The 18,225-nt window shown below is 55.1% G+C and carries 15 protein-coding genes; 9 read left to right on the top strand and 6 right to left on the bottom strand.

From position 1 onward, the window contains the following. The first annotated feature begins 315 nt into the window (after positions 1-315). The 3 genes from OLTU_RS21180 (at position 316) to OLTU_RS21170 (ending at position 5,903) form a co-directional block, all read left to right on the top strand. Complete coding sequence (locus tag OLTU_RS21180) at positions 316-1,497, top strand: hypothetical protein (RefSeq protein ID WP_141734746.1); 1,182 nt, start codon at positions 316-318, stop codon at positions 1,495-1,497. A 138-nt stretch (positions 1,498-1,635) separates the two neighbouring features. Next, positions 1,636-3,489 carry a DNA topoisomerase IV subunit B gene (locus OLTU_RS21175; RefSeq protein ID WP_141734745.1) on the top strand — a complete coding sequence of 618 codons (1,854 nt, stop codon included), beginning with the start codon at positions 1,636-1,638 and terminating at the stop codon, positions 3,487-3,489. Next, the gene (locus OLTU_RS21170; protein WP_141734744.1) at positions 3,486-5,903 is read left to right on the top strand and encodes a DNA gyrase/topoisomerase IV subunit A; all 2,418 of its coding nucleotides are present in this window, start codon (positions 3,486-3,488) and stop codon (positions 5,901-5,903) included. The genes OLTU_RS21175 and OLTU_RS21170 overlap by 4 nt, the downstream gene beginning before the upstream one ends. 138 nt (positions 5,904-6,041) lie before the next feature. On the opposite strand, the gene OLTU_RS32440 is transcribed toward OLTU_RS21170, so the two are convergent. Then, positions 6,042-6,317 carry a hypothetical protein gene (locus OLTU_RS32440; protein ID WP_218110171.1) on the bottom strand — a complete coding sequence of 92 codons (276 nt, stop codon included), beginning with the start codon at positions 6,315-6,317 and terminating at the stop codon, positions 6,042-6,044. 274 nt (positions 6,318-6,591) lie between these two features. Between OLTU_RS32440 and OLTU_RS21165 the strand changes: the two genes are divergently transcribed. Then, complete coding sequence (locus OLTU_RS21165; protein WP_176736825.1) at positions 6,592-6,990, top strand: response regulator; 399 nt, start codon at positions 6,592-6,594, stop codon at positions 6,988-6,990. On the opposite strand, the gene OLTU_RS21160 is transcribed toward OLTU_RS21165, so the two are convergent. Continuing rightward, entirely contained in the window at positions 6,980-8,251 is a 1,272-nt protein-coding gene (locus OLTU_RS21160) for a PorV/PorQ family protein (RefSeq protein WP_141734742.1), read from the bottom strand. The genes OLTU_RS21165 and OLTU_RS21160 overlap by 11 nt on opposite strands. A 165-nt stretch (positions 8,252-8,416) precedes the next feature. Between OLTU_RS21160 and OLTU_RS21155 the strand changes: the two genes are divergently transcribed. Then, positions 8,417-9,361, top strand: coding sequence for a dimethylarginine dimethylaminohydrolase family protein (locus tag OLTU_RS21155; protein WP_141734741.1), 945 nt, complete (start codon positions 8,417-8,419; stop codon positions 9,359-9,361). Here OLTU_RS21155 and OLTU_RS21150 read toward each other — a convergent pair. Then, a complete protein-coding gene (locus OLTU_RS21150) occupies positions 9,343-10,584 on the bottom strand; it encodes a sensor histidine kinase (RefSeq protein ID WP_176736824.1) in 1,242 nt (413 codons plus the stop codon). The two genes, OLTU_RS21155 and OLTU_RS21150, sit on opposite strands and share 19 nt — an antisense overlap. A gap of 179 nt (positions 10,585-10,763) precedes the next feature. Between OLTU_RS21150 and OLTU_RS21145 the strand changes: the two genes are divergently transcribed. The 3 genes from OLTU_RS21145 to OLTU_RS21135 all read left to right on the top strand — a co-directional run bounded on the left by OLTU_RS21145 (position 10,764) and on the right by OLTU_RS21135 (position 13,657). Continuing rightward, on the top strand, positions 10,764-11,615 hold the full coding sequence (locus tag OLTU_RS21145) for a M15 family metallopeptidase (protein ID WP_141734739.1): 852 nt from the start codon (positions 10,764-10,766) through the stop codon (positions 11,613-11,615). Between the two features lie 115 nt (positions 11,616-11,730). Beyond that, on the top strand, positions 11,731-12,909 hold the full coding sequence (locus OLTU_RS21140) for an agmatine deiminase family protein (protein WP_141734738.1): 1,179 nt from the start codon (positions 11,731-11,733) through the stop codon (positions 12,907-12,909). A gap of 265 nt (positions 12,910-13,174) precedes the next feature. Beyond that, positions 13,175-13,657, top strand: coding sequence for a response regulator (locus OLTU_RS21135; RefSeq protein WP_141734737.1), 483 nt, complete (start codon positions 13,175-13,177; stop codon positions 13,655-13,657). A 6-nt stretch (positions 13,658-13,663) separates the two neighbouring features. Here OLTU_RS21135 and OLTU_RS21130 read toward each other — a convergent pair whose 3' ends face one another. The 3 genes from OLTU_RS21130 to OLTU_RS21120 all read right to left on the bottom strand — a co-directional run bounded on the left by OLTU_RS21130 (position 13,664) and on the right by OLTU_RS21120 (position 15,822). Continuing rightward, a complete protein-coding gene (locus OLTU_RS21130; protein ID WP_141734736.1) occupies positions 13,664-14,545 on the bottom strand; it encodes a DMT family transporter in 882 nt (293 codons plus the stop codon). A gap of 30 nt (positions 14,546-14,575) precedes the next feature. After that, positions 14,576-15,253: a hypothetical protein gene (locus tag OLTU_RS21125; RefSeq protein ID WP_141734735.1), complete on the bottom strand. Its 678-nt coding sequence runs from the start codon at positions 15,251-15,253 to the stop codon at positions 14,576-14,578. 281 nt (positions 15,254-15,534) lie between these two features. Further along, positions 15,535-15,822, bottom strand: a complete 288-nt coding sequence (locus tag OLTU_RS21120) for a hypothetical protein (RefSeq protein WP_141734734.1) — start codon at positions 15,820-15,822, stop codon at positions 15,535-15,537. Between the two features lie 244 nt (positions 15,823-16,066). Here OLTU_RS21120 and OLTU_RS21115 point away from each other — a divergent pair, with 244 nt between their 5' ends. Beyond that, complete coding sequence (locus OLTU_RS21115; RefSeq protein ID WP_141734733.1) at positions 16,067-18,223, top strand: DNA topoisomerase VI subunit B; 2,157 nt, start codon at positions 16,067-16,069, stop codon at positions 18,221-18,223. Positions 18,224-18,225: the final 2 nt, after the last annotated feature.

The following is an 18,225-nucleotide window of genomic DNA, read 5'->3' as shown; positions in this document are numbered from 1 at the left end:
CTTATACTCCTGCTGCTTTTCCCATAGCTGATTTTTCCTGGACTAAGACCTACTTTAGAGACGAGTTTGAGGGATGAAAATTCTCCGAAACGCTGGTTTCGGTTTGACTTCAGGAGATGGGGACTCAATATGAAGAAGTTTGGACTCATCCTGGCGCTAAGCGGCTTCGTAGCCTTGGGACTGACAGGCTGCGGGAAGCCACCTTCCAAGCCAAGTGGCGCAATAGCTACGGGAACAACAGGCCCAAATGGTGAAATTCTTGGCCCGGACGGACAGCCGGTTGCTGGTGTCAGTGATATACCTATGGAAGTGTCCTTGGCCTCCTTTAAGGCCAACCTTTATGAACCGCTTTTGGAGCCTTATTGCGCAAGCTGTCACGCCACCACATTCGTGGAAGCTGACATTGAGAAAGCTCACCTGGCTTTCTTGAGCCGTGCCGGCTTCGATAAATATGCCGGCATCGATCAGACGCTGCCTGTGCAAAAAATGAAACAAGCCCATAACTGCTGGGAAGGGTCGACCAAGACCTGCGTTGATACGATGACGGCGCAAATGAACCTTTGGCTCAAAGACCTTGAGGCCAATGGTTACAAGCCGAAGCCCGTGGTTTATCCCAACGCGACCGGTGACGTGATGCTGGCAACAGCAGCACCGATCACCCTGACCATTCCACCTGAATATGCCTTTGGCGGTGTGGACAAGGCGACCCTTGCTGCTCCGTTCACGATGGCCACCGATGATGTCGATGGTGCCATCAAGTCCTACGCAACGTCAGCTGCGGGAACAGCCCGTGCCAACAACGCGAACGTTGCTCAGGCGATCACCTGGAACATGGATATCAAGGCTCCTGGCGATTACTTTGTCTGGGCTCGTGTGAAGACCGAAGCCGACACCGGCAACGAATTCTTCTTCCGTCCCAACAACGGTGCTTCGACCGCCTTCATCGCTCCAGTGACGGGTAAGGATACCTGGAAGTGGGCCCAGATGTTCGTGGTTCAGAACAACAACGTGACCACCAACCCGTTTACCTTTAACGTGGCAGCAGCCGGAACGATTCCCGTGTCCATTATCTTCCGGGAAGCCACGGCGAAGATCAACCAGCTGGTGCTCACCACCAAGCCTGACTTCAACGGTGACCAGTTCACCCGGACCTTCATGGACATCACGGTGCCCTTGAATGTGCCTGGTGTCACGGATGCGAAGATCGTGGCGACGGTTTGGGAACAAACTGTTGAGGAAGGCAAGCGTTCCCTCGGTGTGAAGGAACTCAAGATTGTCTCGCCTGTGCCTCTGCATGTGAAAGGCATCTATCCATTGATCAACGGCATCTACAGCTCCAACCATGGTACCTATACTCTGGTTGACACCGTAGCCGGTGGTCCCGATGCCACGAAGCAGGTGATCAGCACCGGTGGTTCCACGGCATCCACGTGGCTTGCCGACCTGACAGTTGACAAACTTTCCTTCGCGTTCGACGTGATCGAAGTCGCCAAGTAAACTGATCGAACCCTGACTTAATGTCTACGAAGCCGGGCAAAATGCCCGGCTTTTTGCTTTTTTCCTTGCCAGGTTCCCTCGCCACAAGTCATCCTTTGCACTATTTACTGTAGTCAATGGACTGAAACGAGGAAATGAATGGAGCAGGAATATAGCGAAGAACACATCCAATCCCTGGATTGGAAGGATCATATCCGCCTGCGACCTGGCATGTATATCGGCAAGTTGGGAGACGGCAGCCAGAGCGATGACGGCATTTATATCCTGCTGAAAGAGGTCATCGACAACTGCGTCGATGAACACGTGATGGGGGCCGGCAATCGCATCGAGATTCATCTGGAGCCTGATGGCGTGCGGATTCGCGACTACGGCCGCGGCATCCCTTTGGGCAAGGTGGTGGCCTGCGTCTCGCAAATCAATACAGGTGGAAAATACGGCTCTGGAGCCTTCAAAAAATCGGTCGGCCTGAACGGGGTGGGGACCAAGGCGGTCAATGCCCTGTCCGAGGAATTCTGGATTGCATCAAGACGGCAGGGTCAAGGTGTCAAGGCAACCTTTTCCCGCGGCATTTTGGTTAAGGAAGAGAAATTCAAGGATCCCAAGGCGCCCGATGGCACAGAGGTGTTTTTTCGGCCGGACTCGACCATTTTCCGCAACTATGCGTTTGACCGGGAAATCGTCGAGCAGATGCTCTGGAACTACGCCTGGCTGAACGGGGGGCTTGAGGTCGTTCTGAACGGCCAGGTCTATGCTTCGCAGGACGGCCTGCTCGACCTTTTGAAGCAGAAGACCGCGCTGGTGGAACTCCGTTATCCCATCATTCAGCTGCGCGGACCGGATATCGAAGTGGCGATCGGCCACGGGGAGCAGTACGGCGAGGAGCACTATTCCTTCGTCAACGGCCAGCACACCACCATGGGTGGCACGCATCAGGCGGCGCTGCGCGAGGGGCTGGTGCGGGCGGCACGCGAATTCTATAAGAAGGATTACGACGCGGCGGACGTTCGCAGCGGCTTGATCGCCTCCATTGCCGTTCGGATTGACAATCCCGTCTTTGAATCACAAACCAAGACCAAGCTGGGAACGCAAACGATCGGTGATGATGGACCCAGCCTGAAGTCCTGGGTCATGGATTTTCTGCGGACGCAGCTCGACAATTACCTGCATATGAATCCGGAAACAGCCCAGGCCCTGCAGAAAAAAATTCTGCAGTCGGAACGTGAACGCAAGGAAATGCAGGGGATCAAAAAGCTCGCCAACGAACGGGCGAAGAAAGCCAACGTCTTCAACAAGAAGCTGCGTGACTGTCGCGTGCATCGCCTGAGTCGTGATACGGACGCGCCGCTCTCGACGCTGTTCATCACCGAGGGTGACTCGGCCAGTGGCTCCTTGACCAAGGCGCGGGACGTCCGACTTCAGGCCGTCTTCAGTCTGAGGGGCAAACCCCTCAACTGCTTCGCCATGACCAAAAAGGTCGTCTACGAAAACGAGGAGTTCAACCTTCTGCAGCATGCCCTTGATATCGAGGACGGGATTGAAAACCTCCGCTATCAACGCATCGTGCTGGCCACCGATGCCGACGTCGACGGCATGCATATCCGCCTTTTGCTGATGACCTTCTTCCTGCAGTTCTTTCCGGAACTCGTGAAGGCGGGGCATCTTTTCATCCTGAAAACACCCCTCTTCCGCGTGCGCACGCCGAAGGCTCTGCGTTACTGCTATGATGAAAAGGAAAAAGCCAAAGCGCTGCAGGCTCTGGGAGCCAGGTCGGAAATTACAAGGTTCAAAGGGCTCGGCGAAATCTCTCCTGATGAGTTCGGTCAATTCATTGGCCCTGAGATGCGCCTGGAACCTGTCCGCCTTTCGCAGAAAGCGGCGATTCAGGAAATTCTCAGTTACTTCATGGGAAAAAACACACAGGAGCGCCAGCGCTTCATCATCGACAATCTGCGTACGGAAGAACCTTTGAGCGTTCTGGAGCAAACTGAATGAGAACGGAAACAAGCCCAGCCCATGTGGAAGACTTGTATGAGTCATGGTTTTTGGACTATGCCTCGTACGTGATTTTGGATCGGGCGGTGCCGCATATCAAGGACGGGCTGAAACCCGTGCAGAGGCGCATTCTTTATGCGCTTTGGGAATTGGATGACGGTCGCCTGAACAAGGCCGCCAACGTTATCGGCCACACCATGCGCTATCATCCGCATGGTGACATGGCGATCGAGGATGCCCTCGTCAAGATCGCCCAAAAGGAACTCTTGATCGATACCCAGGGCAACTGGGGCAATATTTTTACCGGTGACCGGGCCGCAGCGTCCCGTTACATCGAAGCGCGTCTGTCGGCACTCGGCAAGGAAATCCTCTTCAACGAGGATCTGACCGAGTGGCAGGCGTCCTATGATGGACGGAATCGCGAGCCCTTGCATCTGCCGGTGAAATTTCCCCTGCTTTTGGCCCTCGGGGTGGAAGGCATCGCGGTCGGTCTGCAGACCAAGATCCTGCCGCATAACTTTGCCGAACTTTGCGATGTGGCCATTCAGCATCTGCAGGGCAAGCCCTTCACGCTGCTGCCGGATTTTCCGTCGGGCGGTCTCGCGGATTTTAGCGGCTATCAGGAAGGGCGGCGCGGGGGTCGCGTGCGCGTGCGGTCCCGTATTCGGATCGTCGATGCCCGGACCCTGCAGATCAGCGATCTGCCCTATGGCACCACCACGGTGAGCCTGATCGAGTCGATCCTCACGGCGCATGAAAAGGGTAAAATCAAGGTCAAGCGCGTCGAGGATAATACAGGCCATGAGGTGGATATTCGGGTGCATCTGCCGACCGGAGTATCGGCGGAGCAGACCATGGAGGCGCTCTATGCCTTCACCGATTGCGAGGTCAGCATTTCGGTGAACTGCTGCGTGATTCAGGATGAAAAGCCGGCCTTTTTAGGCACGCGTGATCTTCTGGTCGATGCGGTGGAACGCACGCGTGATCTTTTGAAGCGGGAACTCGAATTGAATCGCGAGACCCTTCTGCACAAGATCCACAAGGCCACGCTGGAGCAGATCTTCATTGAACAGAAGATCTATCGCAAACTGGAAGGCGCCAGCTCCTGGGAAGAGGCGCTGCCCATTCTGCAAAAAGCTTTCAAACCGCATTTGAAAGCGATCGTCACCCCGGTCACGGATGATGATCTGGAAGCCCTGCTGGAAATCCGCTTCAAACGCTTGACGAAGTTCGACAGCGACCAGGCGAACAAGGTCCTGGACAAGCTGCAGGCGGAATTGAAGGAAACCGAAGGGCATCTGAAGCAGCTCACGGCCTATACCATTAACTGGTACAAGTCCCTGAAGCAGCGCTTTGGGAAAAGTAGCAAGCGCCGCACGGAAATCGCCACCTTTGGTGAAGTCAGTGCGCGTGAGGTGGTGCTGGCCAACCAGAAACTTTATGTCAACCGGCAGGAGGGTTTCCTCGGAACCGGTTTGAAAAAGGACGAATTCCTGACCGATTGCTCCGACCTTGATGAGGTGCTGGCGATTCGACGGAATGGTCAGGCCATGCTGGTCAAGGTCAGTGAAAAAACCTTTGTGGGTGAGGACCTCTTTTTCGTCAGCGTCGTGCCGCCCATCAGCGGCACCAATGTCCTGCATGTCGTTTATCGCGAGCAGGAGGACGGGCCGGTGCTGGCCAAGGCTGTGCGCTTGAGCGGCTGGTCCCGTGACAAGAGTTATGAACTGGCCAAGGGCATACAATCGGTGCTCTTCGCTCAGATCTGGCCTGAAGGCACCGATGCTTATGTGGAGGTGTCTCTGGCCCGGGAAAAACAGCCTTTGCTCTACAACATGGGCAAACTTGCGAGCGAAACGCGCAACAGCCGCGGTCGCATCGTGACCTTGCGGCCGGTGGCGTCGGTGGCCCGTGCGCAATCGCCGAAGCTGACGCTTCAGCTGACATATGATGCGAAAACGCAGCGCCTCGGTGAGAATGTCGGTGGCAAGGCCGTCGGCACGTTTGCAGCGGACACACGTCTGCTTGCGGTCACGCAGGATGGTCATTTGCGGGTCTTTACCGCTTCGTTCGTACAGAAGCTGCCAGGACCTTTGCATAGCTGCATGCCGCTGGCTCAGGATGCGATCCTGAGCGTGGTCAGTCGCCGACGCCAGGAAGAGCTTGTACTGATACGCCGTTTGAAAACAGACGACTGGGGTGACGGCAGCGAGTTTCAGTTGAGCGAGCTGCGTGATCATAAGATCGTCGGGCTCAGCTTTGCGGAGGATCCTTTTCTGCGCTTGACCTTTCAGGCGGAACAGGGGCCACCGGAGATCATCGCCTTGTCGGACTGGACGTCGTGCAAGGCTCCCCATCAGGCGCCGACGCGCGTCGCAAGACCCGGGCTTGCGACGGCCATGCTGTTGACCTAACACGCAAGGGGGGGCATCCCCCCTTTTTTTGGAACTCATCCGTAAAATCCTGCATATTGCATCACTTTTTTTCACTGCAAATGACGGTGTGTCCCGCCACGGATTCGCGTAAGATAAAAAAAAAATTTTCATTGAGCCTCAGTCACGTTTTACGAAGGCGTCGGCTTGTGTGTTTGGCATGCGGGATGCAGCGAAAAAGGCGAGCGACGCACGGCAAGCAGGGGTGATTTTTCCATCGGCATACGAAAGGTTGCCTGCGGGAAGCCCCTTGAGCCTGTGCTGCAAGGTTTTTATCGACCGGACACGGACTTGCCGCATGACTGCAAAAGAAGAATTGGCAGACGCCAGGAAAAGACATAAATTGCCTGCAGAGGCAGCAATTTTTACAACAGGCGTTTCTGGCCCATTGGCCATGAGATGGCGGACGTTTTGCGATCCATTCCGAGAGGGACGGGATCGCAAGCCCGGGTCGCTTCTTAAAAAAGCCGGTTGATTGAAACCCGATTTTCTTGAATGATCGGGTCAAAGATTGCACAAGCAAGGTCGGCATCAAAGCGGCTGAAACGCGTTCGCAAGGCGGGATTCTGCCTATTGGTCGCAGCAGGGAGACAGCACTATGAAACCTTTACAGGATGAGAACAGAATGCGTCCTGCACGCCTGGTACCTCCCGACACGGGGATGCTTAATTTGAGAGGAATCAAGGTTCTCTTTGTCGACGATGCGCTCGACAACCGTGAGCTGGTCCTTCGCATGCTGGGGTTGGCCGAAGCCGAGGTGGAGCTGGCCTGCAATGGTGTGGAAGGCGTCGAGAAGGGACTGAGAGGCGATTACAACGTCATCCTCATGGATATTCAAATGCCCGAGATGGATGGCTATGAAGCGACGACCCGACTTCGTAACATGGGGTTTAAGAATCCCATTCTGGCTGTGACGGCTCACACTCGCCGGGAGAATTTGGAACATTGCCTCGCAGTTGGTTGTGATGATTTTGTTTGCAAACCAATCAATCGCACGCTGCTGATTCAAAAGATCAAGGAACATCTGGCTCATTCGCTCTCCACGCCCAAGGCCGTGGCTAAAGCTTGAACGTCCAACTCAGCAGTATGTTTTCCGTGGTGGCTTCCACTTTCTGGTTGGCTGTGGCACCCGCAACGATTTGAGCGGTGCCGCGCCCATCCTGTCGGATAAATCCGATCTGCAGATCGAAACTTTTGGTCAGGATCGCTGTGCCGATCGTTTTGCCCACATAGTTCAGATGAGCCGTCTGATTGCTCTCATCTCCTTTGATTTTCGGAAACGTCGAATTGTTGGTAAAGATGCCGAGCATCAAACGCCAATGGGTGAAGCCGGTTTCAACGCCCAGCGCGTAGTTCCAGGTGCCCAGGCGATCCGGGGAACCGTTATCCACGGCCACCGGTGCTGAATAGGACAGGTCCGTGCTGACCAGAATGCCTTGGGCCGGATGGAAGGCAAAACCCAGGCGATAGATATTGGGAATGATTTCCGTGTCGATCTCATAGTCATCGCTGCTGTAGTTGACCACTTCGGGAATGGTGTCCGCGACGGCATGGGTCACCGAATTATAATTCAGACTGCCTTTGTTCAAAACCGGCTCGCCCACGCGCACGCTCAGGCCTATGCTGATATTGTCCCCGTGATAGTGCAGCCCCCCGCTGCCGTGAAAACCTTGATTGGAGACACGCACCTTGGATTCCTGCACGAGGACCTGGCCCCCGTTGAAGAGCACCTGCTGGTAGTCCATCGCCTCAATGTTGCGATCGTAATAAAAACCCGCGATACCGAGCGACCAGGATTTCCCCAGATGGAAAGCCACGCTGGCCCCAAAGAGATCGTAGGAATTGCTTTCCTGATGGATGCGAGTGAAGTCGCGCGCCTGACCAGCCTCGTCCGAGATATCCTGAAAATAATCATCCTGATTGATGTTGCGCTTATCCAGGGTCGCAATCACGTAACCCAGCGTGAACCATTTTTTGTGAAAGACGCCACCGGCAAAACCACCGAAGAAGGTGCTGGATGTTTCCGTGAAATCCTGGCCTTTCACCGCTTCCTTGAAAACGACTTCGCTGCGATTGGTCGACCAGGTGTTCAGCGAAACCTGGTTCTGCTTTCCCTGCGCGATGCCGGCTGGATTATAGAAGAGTCCGGAAGGGTCGTTTGACAGAGCCGTGTATGCTCCACCCATCATGGCCGCGCGTCCCCCAGGCAGCATCATGCGATCAAAGGATTGATGCTGTCTTGCCAGATCCGCTCGGGCGATGCTCGGAAGGCTGCCAAGAGCCAAAGCCATGGCGGACAGGGTTTTCCAGTTTTTACCAATGGGGAACAATCACCACCTCGCACGGAATCCTCTCTTACGTTTCGGAAAAAATTTTGACTTTCTGAGGGTTGCGAAAGGCCGATGTGGCGCGATTTTGAATTTTCTTGCAAGATATTCGAAATTTTTGGATAAATACCAAGAGGCGTTAAATAATATTTGAAACAGAGTGAAGCTATGGAACGATGTTTGATCGATCGCAGCGGTGGAGACTTGCGTCCTGCAGACCAATATCCTGAGATGGTTCAGGGTCGCTCAGTGTTTTTTGTGAAACCGGATGCGTTCGATCTGGTGGCTGCGATCAATGCCCACATGAAGAACGAACACGGTGAGCTGCATACGGTTGACAAGGAACGAGCCCGGCAGCAGTGGAAGAAAGTGGTCGAAGTCTACCAGCAGCTCGGATTCAAAACCACGGTGATGGACTGCCGCCCGGAGTGTCCGGACATGGTTTTCTGTGCCAACCAAACCTTTCCCTATCTGGACCGCGACGGACAGCCCGCCGTCATCCTCAGCAACATGTGGGATGAAACCCGGCATCTGGAAGTTTCCTCGCTGGCGGCTCAACTCGAACGCCTCGGGGTGCGGGTGCAGGCGCTTCCGACCCGACAGAAGGAAACTCTCTTTGAAGGCATGGGGGATGCGCTCTGGGTGCCGGGCCGTCGCCTGATCTGTGGCGGCCATGGTTTCCGGACCGATCCGCGTATCTATGAAACCATTCACGCGATCACGGGCACACCGATCGTGCTCTTTGAACTCCGGAACCCCAAATTCTATCACCTCGATACCTGCCTCAGCCTGCTCGATGCCCGCACCGTCCTTGCGTGCCGGGATGGTTTTACCGCGGATGGCTGGAAGACCCTGCAACGCCTCTTCCCGCGCATCATCGAAGTGCCCCTGCCGGAAGCGGATGCCCCAGGCTTCGCCTGCAATGCGCACTGCCCGGATCAGCAGCATGTGATTCTGCAGAAAGGATGCGAGGAAACCTGCCGCATCCTCCGCAGCTATGGGTTTACGCCGGTGGAAGTGGAAACGGATGAGTTCATCAAGTCCGGTGGTTCGGTGTTCTGTATGAAAATGCAGAGCCCCTGGAACAGCTGGCCTCAGGAAGCCTTGGTCTGATAGCGCACGGCCTGAGAAACAGGCAGCCGCAGGGTAAAGACCGTGCCCGTGGGTTTGCGGGTCTCGTCGGCGGAATGGCTTGTGACGTGCAGACTGCCGCCGAAGGCCTCCACGATGTGGCGAGCGAGCGGCAGACCAAATCCTGTGCCGGTTTCCCCTTCCGTTCCCGGGCGACTCGTGGAACGGAAGTCGTCAAAGATATAAGGCAGAAGCTCGCGGGGAATGCCGATGCCCTGATCCCGCACTTCAATCCGCATGGCATCCGGCTCGCGGGTGGCGATCACATGGATCGTGCTGCCCTGGGGTGAGAACTTCATGGCATTGGATATCAGATTGTTCAGCACTTCATTCAGCAGCATCACCGGTTCCGCCTGGACCAGCACATCGTAATCAGAAGCCGGCAGATCAATCCGCAGCGTCTGCTTTTTGCGCTCGAGGCGGGCCTCAAAGATAAAGCGGAGCTGATCGAACATCGACGCCAGACTCACAGCGCAGGTCTGAATCCGGAGCTTGCCGGCTTTCGCGGCCTGGATCTGCCGCACCTTGCGTAAAATCTCGTTAATCAAATCCGAAGCCCGGGCAATGCGATGCAAAGCCTGGGTATGAGCATGGCTGGCATGACCTTGGGAGATGAGAAGTTCCGCATGACCGGAAATCAGCGTCAAAGGATTGGCGATATCGTGGGTCACGATATTCAGGAGATGGTCGAGCTTCCGGGTTTGATCCGCGACCACCAGAGCGTTCTTTTGGAGAAAGAACCAGGCGATGAAGCCGATCATGGTCACAAAACAGCAAAGGGAAACAACGAGATAGAGCATGTCCGGGATCAGAACGTCGTAAACCCCTGGAACGTATGGGCGCAGGGATAAGACTAGAACGGAGGCAAAGGCCAGCAGGGTTCCATAGATAATCCCTCGCAGGTACAGGAGCAGGCCCCCCGCCAGCGGCAGGAGCCCCAACCAATAGGTCACCGGACCTTCCAGCCCCCCCACAAAACTCATGGCGAAGGTCATCGTAAAGGCCCCGTTGGCGATCAGATAATACGAGGCCTTGCGACTCTTCGTTCGCCGGCGCAGGAGATAGAGGACCGGCAGGTTATTGCCGGCGATAGCCAGCAGCGCAAGGCCCAGACCCCATGCCCCATACAGGGAAATCATCACACTGAAGATCAGCGTAATGACGATGGCAGCCAGGGTATAGAACGCAATAATTCTGCGATCCAAATCCTGTCTACTGAGTAAATTTCGGAAGCCGACCTTCATATGCCAAATGCCCTCGACTTGAGGTTCGGCATTTCTTCCCAGAAGTTAAGATTTCATTCCTGACCCGGCTCAAGTTTTTTATTGGGACTCCGAATCATAATCATTACGATGGCCCGGTTCCTATAGGAGAGGATGGAGTCATGCAACGGCGTGAAATAATTAGAGGTTTCGCTGTCACTCTGGGAGTGTTGGCGACGCGACCTTTAGCTGCGGCTTTTTCCGAAGAGTTGCTCGATGAGGATGGCAGCAGCACCGCCCCGCTGGATCCCGTTACCCCTAAAACCATGCAGGAAAAGATCGATAACTTCGACGCTGACTTCACCGATGACATCTATTTGCCTCCGGAAAAATTCGCCCTGCTCAAGCAGGTACGGGCGCGTCTGGCCCGCGCTCAGGAGACCATCGGTTTTGCCAACTTCAATCTCCTGAGTTTTGATGACCTGCTCAAGTCATCCGCGAACCTGTCACAGATCGGGATGTTCACGGCCGAGGAACTGGCTTTTGTCGAAGAGATCTTTTTCTTTGACGCTCGCAGGTATGGCTTTTATGGTGACAAGGTTACCGGGCAACTCACCGCGCGCTTTGATGAGAAGGACACGATCAAGATCCCCGGGTCCGGCCACTATATATTCAAGGGACGTCCCCAGGCGATGTATGAGGCGATCGTGCGCGATGTCGGCAGCGATATCGTCCTGACCTCAGGCGTTCGTTCGGTCGTTAAACAATTGCATCTTTTCCTGAGCAAGGCGATCCACTGCAAAGGCAACCTGTCGCGCGCCTCGCGTTCCCTGGCCCCTCCCGGTCACTCCTATCATGGCATCAGCGATTTTGATGTGGGCAAGATCGGTTGGGGTTATCGCAACTTCACCGATCAATTCGCCAAAAGCGATGTCTTCAAACGCCTCACTGATCTCGGCTATGTGGATATTCGCTACACGCCGAACAATAGCTATGGTGTTCGCTTTGAGCCCTGGCACATTAAAGTAGGCTAATTTTATTCAGTAAAAATGCATATCCTTTGCGGCTTGTTTAGTTGCGCGAAATTGTTTCCTGAACTCCGCTCCTATAAAAGGAAAGACGGTTATTCCATCTTTCTAGGAGTCCTTCATGAAATTCAAGCCATTGCGCTTAAGCCTGCTGACACTGGGTTTGGTCACGACAGCCTGCGGTACCGGGGCCAAGTCAACACTCGACGGACATTACGAAGACGCGACTGCGTCCGGCATGTCTGCTTTTCGCGGCAAACAGGTTGTTCCTGCCGAATACGCGAAGTCCGATGCTGTCATCGTTTCCTCGGAGCTCATGACCTCTTATGGACGTGAAGATCTGGTCAAAGCCATCATGGATGCCGGTGTGAAAAAGGTCTGGGTCACCACGAGTCGGGGTTCCGGTTTGACCTTACAGTCGTCCACCTTCGGCCGTCTGCGCCAGGCTTTAGGTACCCATATTAATAAGGTGTCTGTGGTTGAGCAGAAGGACTATGGTCAGGTTACGGTTTGGGCGCGTGACTGGGCTCCCCTCGGCGCAGTAACCGCGAGCAATGAATTGCGACTGCTTGATTTCAACTATTATCCACGTCGCGAAGCCGATGATGCCACGGCCCGCTCCTTCGCAGGTCTGACCGGCATCACCCGCGTCAGCGTTCCGGTTTACAATGAAGGCGGCAATTTCATGAATAACAACCGCGGCGAGTGTCTGATGAGCACGCGCGTCACCGATGCGAATGCCGATGTCTTCAAAGCCGGAGATATGGTGTTGGATGCTGAAGACATCAAACAGTACTACGGTGAGTTTGCCGGTTGCGAGCAGACCTATATCTTCCCGCGCATGCCAACCGAAGGCACAGGCCATATCGATATGTGGGCCAAGTTCCTGAACGATGATACGGTCATCGTCGGTCAAATTAGCAACGAAACCCTGTCCTATGCGAGCAGCAGCAACCGCAGCCTCACGCAGCAGATTCAGCGTTACCTGGATGCCCGCGCCCGTGACATTGCCGACCTTGGTTATAACGTGGTCCGCATCCCGATGCCGGTTCCCAGCGCCGGGCTCTTCCGCTCTTACACGAACTCGCTTCTGCTGAACGGCACGGCGATCGTTCCTCAGTATCTGCGCGGCAACAGCGGCAGTTATCAGGACCAGGCCTTGCTGAGGAGCTATGAAGCTGAAGCACGCCGCGTCTATGAATCGCTTGGTTACAAAGTCGTCTTCATTCCGAGTGATGGCATGATCGCCACCGGCGGCGCTGTTCACTGCGTGACCATGCAAGTGCCTGCCGTTCTCTGATTTCCCTTCATTTCTCATAAAGGTGCGAAGACTTTCGGTCTTCGCATCTTCACATTCCCGCTATTTTTGCCGCAAAAACGAAGTACTTTCCGACCGAATTCATGTTTGAAAGGAAGAATTACGTTCGTAATTTGCTCATGGCGATCATTTCCCATAATCTCGGATACCAAGCTCGCGTCGCTTTAGTTTGGAAAGAATTGTGCAGGTTGAAAGCCGGACCGAAGCAACCCTGAGGGTCGCTTGGGGCAGGCCGAAGGAAAGGAAAATGACGATGTACAATCAAGCCATGGGATGTAACACCACATCTCTGCAAAGACAAACCGCTGTGTGGGACAGTCGCTATTTCAGCCAACTGCAGAAACCATTTTCATCGCCGCGTCGCCTGGTACTTATCGACGATGATCCCAGTTTTCTGGCCATCATGCAGCGTCTGGCGGATATGGAAGGGATTCCGCTCGATTGCTTTGAAAATCTTGAAGACCTTGGGGTGATCGACCTCTTCAAAAAATATGATGTCGCAATTCTGGATTACGACCTGGGCGATCAGACGGCGGTGGATATCTCGCTCTATCTGAACTGTTTTGTGAAGGAACTGCCCACCCTGATCATCAGTGCCAAGGATCGCACGCAGGAGTGCAAGGATCTCCCACGCTGCGTAAAATCGGTTTTGCGGAAATCCGCAGGATATCGCTACATCCTCGAGCTGGCCGTGCGACTCGGTCAGAGCGATGATTACGGGGTGATGTAAGCCCCATCAACTGGCCAGAGTGATGAGTGCCGCTCCACTCATGGCCAGAAAGATGGCAATCACCTTCGAACGGGTCAGCTTTTCCTGCAGGAAGATGACCGCGAAGATCAGCGTGAAGATGGTCGAGGTTTGATTCAGCAGAGCTGCCACGGAAGCCTGCAGATACTTGTACCCCGCCACCCAAAGTATGATCGAAACATAAGCGCTCAAAAAACAGCCACAGATCAAAGCCACCTTATGCGGTGCGGTGAAAAATTCGCGAAATCGAGCGCGTCTTTCCCCAATGGCGCCGAAGATCAAGGCTGAGCCCACCACGCCCGCGACCATGCGGATGGTGACCAGGGAAATCAAGCTCGTGCTGGCAAAGAGCGGCTTGATGAGGATGATGCCCAGGGCCATCAGGAACAGACCAAACGACATCAAAAGGATGCCACGACTTTTTCGGGCGGGTGCCTGAGTATCGGCCGTGCTGGGCGACGGATTCACAAAGAGCATCGCGGCGACGATCAGCGTTCCTCCGATCAGCATGGTGACGGTCGGTTTTTCGCCCAGGAAGAGCACGGAGAGGATGATCACAAAAGGGGCAAAGAGACACTCAATGATGCCCACATGCGATGCATGCAGATGCTGCATGGCCCGCAGGACAAAGCCATCCGCAATCCCAATGCCGAGGAAGCCGCTGAGCAGCAGAAGAGCCGTTTCCCGTGGCGGCGGGACCATCACCCCACCTTCGACGATAAAAGCGGTCAGAAGCAGCAGGACGAGCCCGATAACGTTCTTGCCAAGGTTCAGGGCCAGGGGATGAATGCGCGCTCCTGACTTTTTCAAGAGTATGATCGAGAGGGACCATACCACAGCACAGGCGATGGCGAGCAAATTGCCTAACATGAGGTGTTGCCTTTCTGAGCAGACGGGGAATCAGGGTTGTTCCATGAGGTCGAGGAAGTCTTCGACGGTCCACTGGCTTTGGTTGATGTTAATGCGAAACGGTTTGTTGATGCGGGCCCCCAACTGCTGGCGGAATTCAGCCTGATTCATAAAGCGTTCATTGAATTCGTCCGGCAAGCGCAGGGCCACCTGACCCCATTCGGAGGCCACATAAACCAGAGGGCGGACCCGGGGAATGCCGCAGACCTTATGCCGGAAGAGTTCAAACGCCTGGGTTTCCGACTGAACGACGGCTTCCGGGGCGTCGGCATAGTGGATGCGATGGTAGGTGAGCGACTCGGCCTCAAGCTTTTCAATTTCAAAGAGATCGTATTCCATGCCCAGAAATGCCAGAAGGCTGAGACGCAAGGTCCAGACGGTTTCACCGCGCAGCGACTCGCGCTCAACGCCGTTGAGCCAGGTGTGATGATTCAAAATCCCTTCCCAATCGATCTGGCGAAGGTACTGGCATTCGATTTCATCCTCCAGCGCCGCGGCTGTTGGATCGTCGACGGGCGTGGATGACGCCTGGTACTGACGGGCTTCCTCGGCAAATTCCTCGATGAAGGCAGGGTGCGCGATCATACGGCTTTGGCGAAACTTGTAATAGCCGTAGCTGGCTCCTGCCAGTGTACTGACGAAGATCGCAATCCATAGGATGAGGCGCATGGGAATCCTTTAAGGATACAGGACGGGCCATAAGAGGCACATGGCCTTGTACTATAGCGAAATCCAAGGGATTCGCAAGATCGGTCCCTGACCGCGACTCTATGGCCTGCACAAACGGGAGGCATGCCCCGGATGAGCCTGTCACTTTGTGCGAGAGGCCATGGGAAGGCGAGGGCACCCTGAAATTATGACGTAGATGCGCGTCCTGCGTAATCAAACGTAGCCGGTTGCTGTTCTTCATGCGATGCTGAGCTGAGTGAAAATAAGCGGCACCGCGAAATTCATGCGCAGATCCCTATAAATATGTAGGATGGGCGTGAACCCGGATCCGTTCCCAACCCCTGATCCGCCTTTGATGGTTTGCACAATGCGGACGGTAACTGGAATGGAGTCGGATTCTTGATGGCGATGTTTTTTGTGCGAAGGCGGATCATCCATGCATCCGCACCCATTTCAAAATCCGATACAACAAAGATAATATTATTGTATTCGCGCTTGATCAGTTCCATGGCTTGGATGGGATCGGCCACGCATATAGCGTTGAAGCTCAGGCTCTGGGTATAATCCATAAGGGGCTCATGCGCCGCCGGCTGATCGCCGCCGCAGGAGAAGATGAAGGGATCCTTGAGAGGAGTGCCAGCTTCACTTCCGAGCCTTGCTATTTGAGTGGGTGTGAACAAAAGTGGAAAAGGTCTTTAACTCAAGGGCGTTTCGCGCTGAGTAGGGACAGAAACCTGTGTATTTTGTATAGTTTAAGGTGGGCCGTTGGATTGAGGCTGCAGCAGGCCTCAATTTGAAATGCAGGGGGAAGGGATGGCAGTCCGCAAGATCAGGGAACCAGCAGCGCTAAAAACCAGCAGTACCGCGGAGTACTTTGCCAAGAATCTGCAGCAGGTCGGCTTCTCCTCGCCCACCAAGGCGGTTTTGACAACGCTGAAGGAAGCGTTTGATAACTCATTGGATGCCTGTGAGGAACACAATATTCTTCCCACGATTCACGTGGTGATCGAGCGCCAGGGCAAGGGCGCGACCAAAAACACGGATCTGGTGATGATCCGCGTCGAGGACAATGGGCCTGGCATTCCCGTGAAGGAATTGCCGATGGTCTTTGGCGAATATCTGGCTTCGTCCAAATTCGGTCGGGGGCGCTGTACTCGCGGCCAGCAGGGGATCGGTATTTCCGCGGCCACGACCTGGGCCATGCAAACCGCGGCCCAAGGCGTCAAGGTCATTACCCGTTGCAAGGGCCAAAAGAAGGCCACGTCCTGTGTGATTGAAATTGATCTCAAGAACAACAAGGGCATGTTCAAGTCAAAGGAAGAAATCGACTGGGATCGCCCGCATGGCACCAGCGTGGAATTTCTGATCGATGGCCGGGTGCAGATGAACGGTGAGGCGGGTATCCTCGCCTTCCTGAAAAGCAACGTGCTCGTGAATCCGCATCTCGAACTTCACTACAAGCTGATGGATGACGCGGAAGTTCACATCGAACGGGTGGCCAACAAGGTCCCGCATATTCCGGAAGCCACGGCTCCGCATCCCCATACCATGAAGCTTGGCGAATTCCTGGCTCACGGCAAACTTTTTGGCAAAATTCCGGTCCGTGAATGGCTTCTCACCGCCTTTTCCCGCATCACCGATCAGGTGCTGCACGAGATCGTGACCAACCACGGCATTACCAAGAAGATGCTGGATGCCGCCCTCATTGAATTGAATGAAGAGCAGCGCAAGGCGCTGTTCGCGGCCATACAAAACGCCTCGCTGCTGCCGCCCTCGACCAATTCCGTGCTGGCCATCGGGGAAGCGGGTCTGGCCAAAAGCATCCTGCGCCTCGGTGAAGTCGATTATTTCTCGGTGGTGTCCCGGCGTCCGGCGATCTGCGACTTCAAGCCGATTCAGGTGGAAGTGGCCATGGCTCGTTTGGAAGAACGGGGCAGCAAGGCCGAAGGTGAGGACGATGAAGCCTGTCAGGTTCTGCGTTTTGCCAACCGCGTGCCGCTGCAGTTCGACAAGGCCGGTTGCGCGATCGTCAAAGCCATTACCTCGGTCAACTGGAAAGTCTATGGCATGAAGCAGGCCCGGGGCGCGCTGCCTCAGGGGCCTTACATTATCGCGGTCTCGATCGTCTCGCCCTTTATCAAGTTCAAGAACGCTTCGAAGGAAACCATCGATGCGTCCGACGAACTCGTCGAAGAGATTCGGCGGGCGCTCATGCAGGGTGGTCAAAGGCTCTCGCGCCACCTGAAGCGTGAGCACAAGGAAGCCATGCTTGAAAGCAAGATGGCACATATTGAGCAATTCGCGCCGATTCTGGTCGACGGCCTTGTCCGCATGACCGAGTCCAGCGAAGAGCGGCGTCAGACCGCTCACAAAGGACTGCTCAAAATCCTGGGCCGTGATACGCAGGAGGCCGCCAAGGAGCTGGAAGAAGCGGAAGCCCGGCTGGAAGTGGCCATCAAACGCAAGAAAAAGCGCCTCGGGGCGGCCTATGAATTGACCCTGACCAAAGGGGAAAGGGGCAGCGACGACGAGGATGAGGATGAAGATCTGAGCCCTCCCACCGATGATCGACGCCGCGGCAGCAAGCGTGGCAAAGGTCGTGAAGCGGTGGATGAAATCGACGTCGACGAGCTGGTGGAAGAAACCCAGGAGAAAGCCACCTCCGGGAAAAAGACCCGGGCCCAGGCTGTCGCTCGGAGCAAGGCGGAAGCCGCCCGCGGGACAGCCAAGGCTGTGGCCAAGGAACCGCCACCCAAGACCAAGGAAGCCCCTAAAGGCAAGGGCAAAGGCAAGAGCAAGGATAAGGCGACGGCCAAGGCCGCAAAAAAAGCTGCTGACAAGGGAACCGGCAGGAAAGCAGCCAAGGCTCCCAAGGCCACCAAAACGGCGAAACCGTCCAAACCGGCTGCAAAAAAGAAGACCAAACCCAAAGCGTTGAAGAAAGTTCCTGGCAAAGGCAAGAAAAAGTAAGC

Origin of the sequence: Oligoflexus tunisiensis, from assembly GCF_001748245.1 — a bacterium.
GTDB lineage: Bacteria > Bdellovibrionota_B > Oligoflexia > Oligoflexales > Oligoflexaceae > Oligoflexus > Oligoflexus tunisiensis.
This window is presented reverse-complemented; position numbering and strand designations above follow the sequence as displayed.

Bases quoted from the DNA above. Each gene is read 5' to 3' on its own strand.
- OLTU_RS21175 (WP_141734745.1), top strand. From the start codon at position 1,636: ATGGAGCAGGAATATAGCGAAGAACACATCCAATCCCTGGATTGGAAG.
- OLTU_RS21170 (WP_141734744.1), top strand. From the start codon at position 3,486: ATGAGAACGGAAACAAGCCCAGCCCATGTGGAAGACTTGTATGAGTCA.
- OLTU_RS32440 (WP_218110171.1), bottom strand. From the start codon at position 6,317: ATGGCCAATGGGCCAGAAACGCCTGTTGTAAAAATTGCTGCCTCTGCA.
- OLTU_RS21155 (WP_141734741.1), top strand. From the start codon at position 8,417: ATGGAACGATGTTTGATCGATCGCAGCGGTGGAGACTTGCGTCCTGCA.
- OLTU_RS21145 (WP_141734739.1), top strand. From the start codon at position 10,764: ATGCAACGGCGTGAAATAATTAGAGGTTTCGCTGTCACTCTGGGAGTG.
- OLTU_RS21140 (WP_141734738.1), top strand. From the start codon at position 11,731: ATGAAATTCAAGCCATTGCGCTTAAGCCTGCTGACACTGGGTTTGGTC.
- OLTU_RS21135 (WP_141734737.1), top strand. From the start codon at position 13,175: ATGACGATGTACAATCAAGCCATGGGATGTAACACCACATCTCTGCAA.
- OLTU_RS21130 (WP_141734736.1), bottom strand. From the start codon at position 14,545: ATGTTAGGCAATTTGCTCGCCATCGCCTGTGCTGTGGTATGGTCCCTC.
- OLTU_RS21125 (WP_141734735.1), bottom strand. From the start codon at position 15,253: ATGCGCCTCATCCTATGGATTGCGATCTTCGTCAGTACACTGGCAGGA.
- OLTU_RS21120 (WP_141734734.1), bottom strand. From the start codon at position 15,822: ATGGATTATACCCAGAGCCTGAGCTTCAACGCTATATGCGTGGCCGAT.
- OLTU_RS21115 (WP_141734733.1), top strand. From the start codon at position 16,067: ATGGCAGTCCGCAAGATCAGGGAACCAGCAGCGCTAAAAACCAGCAGT.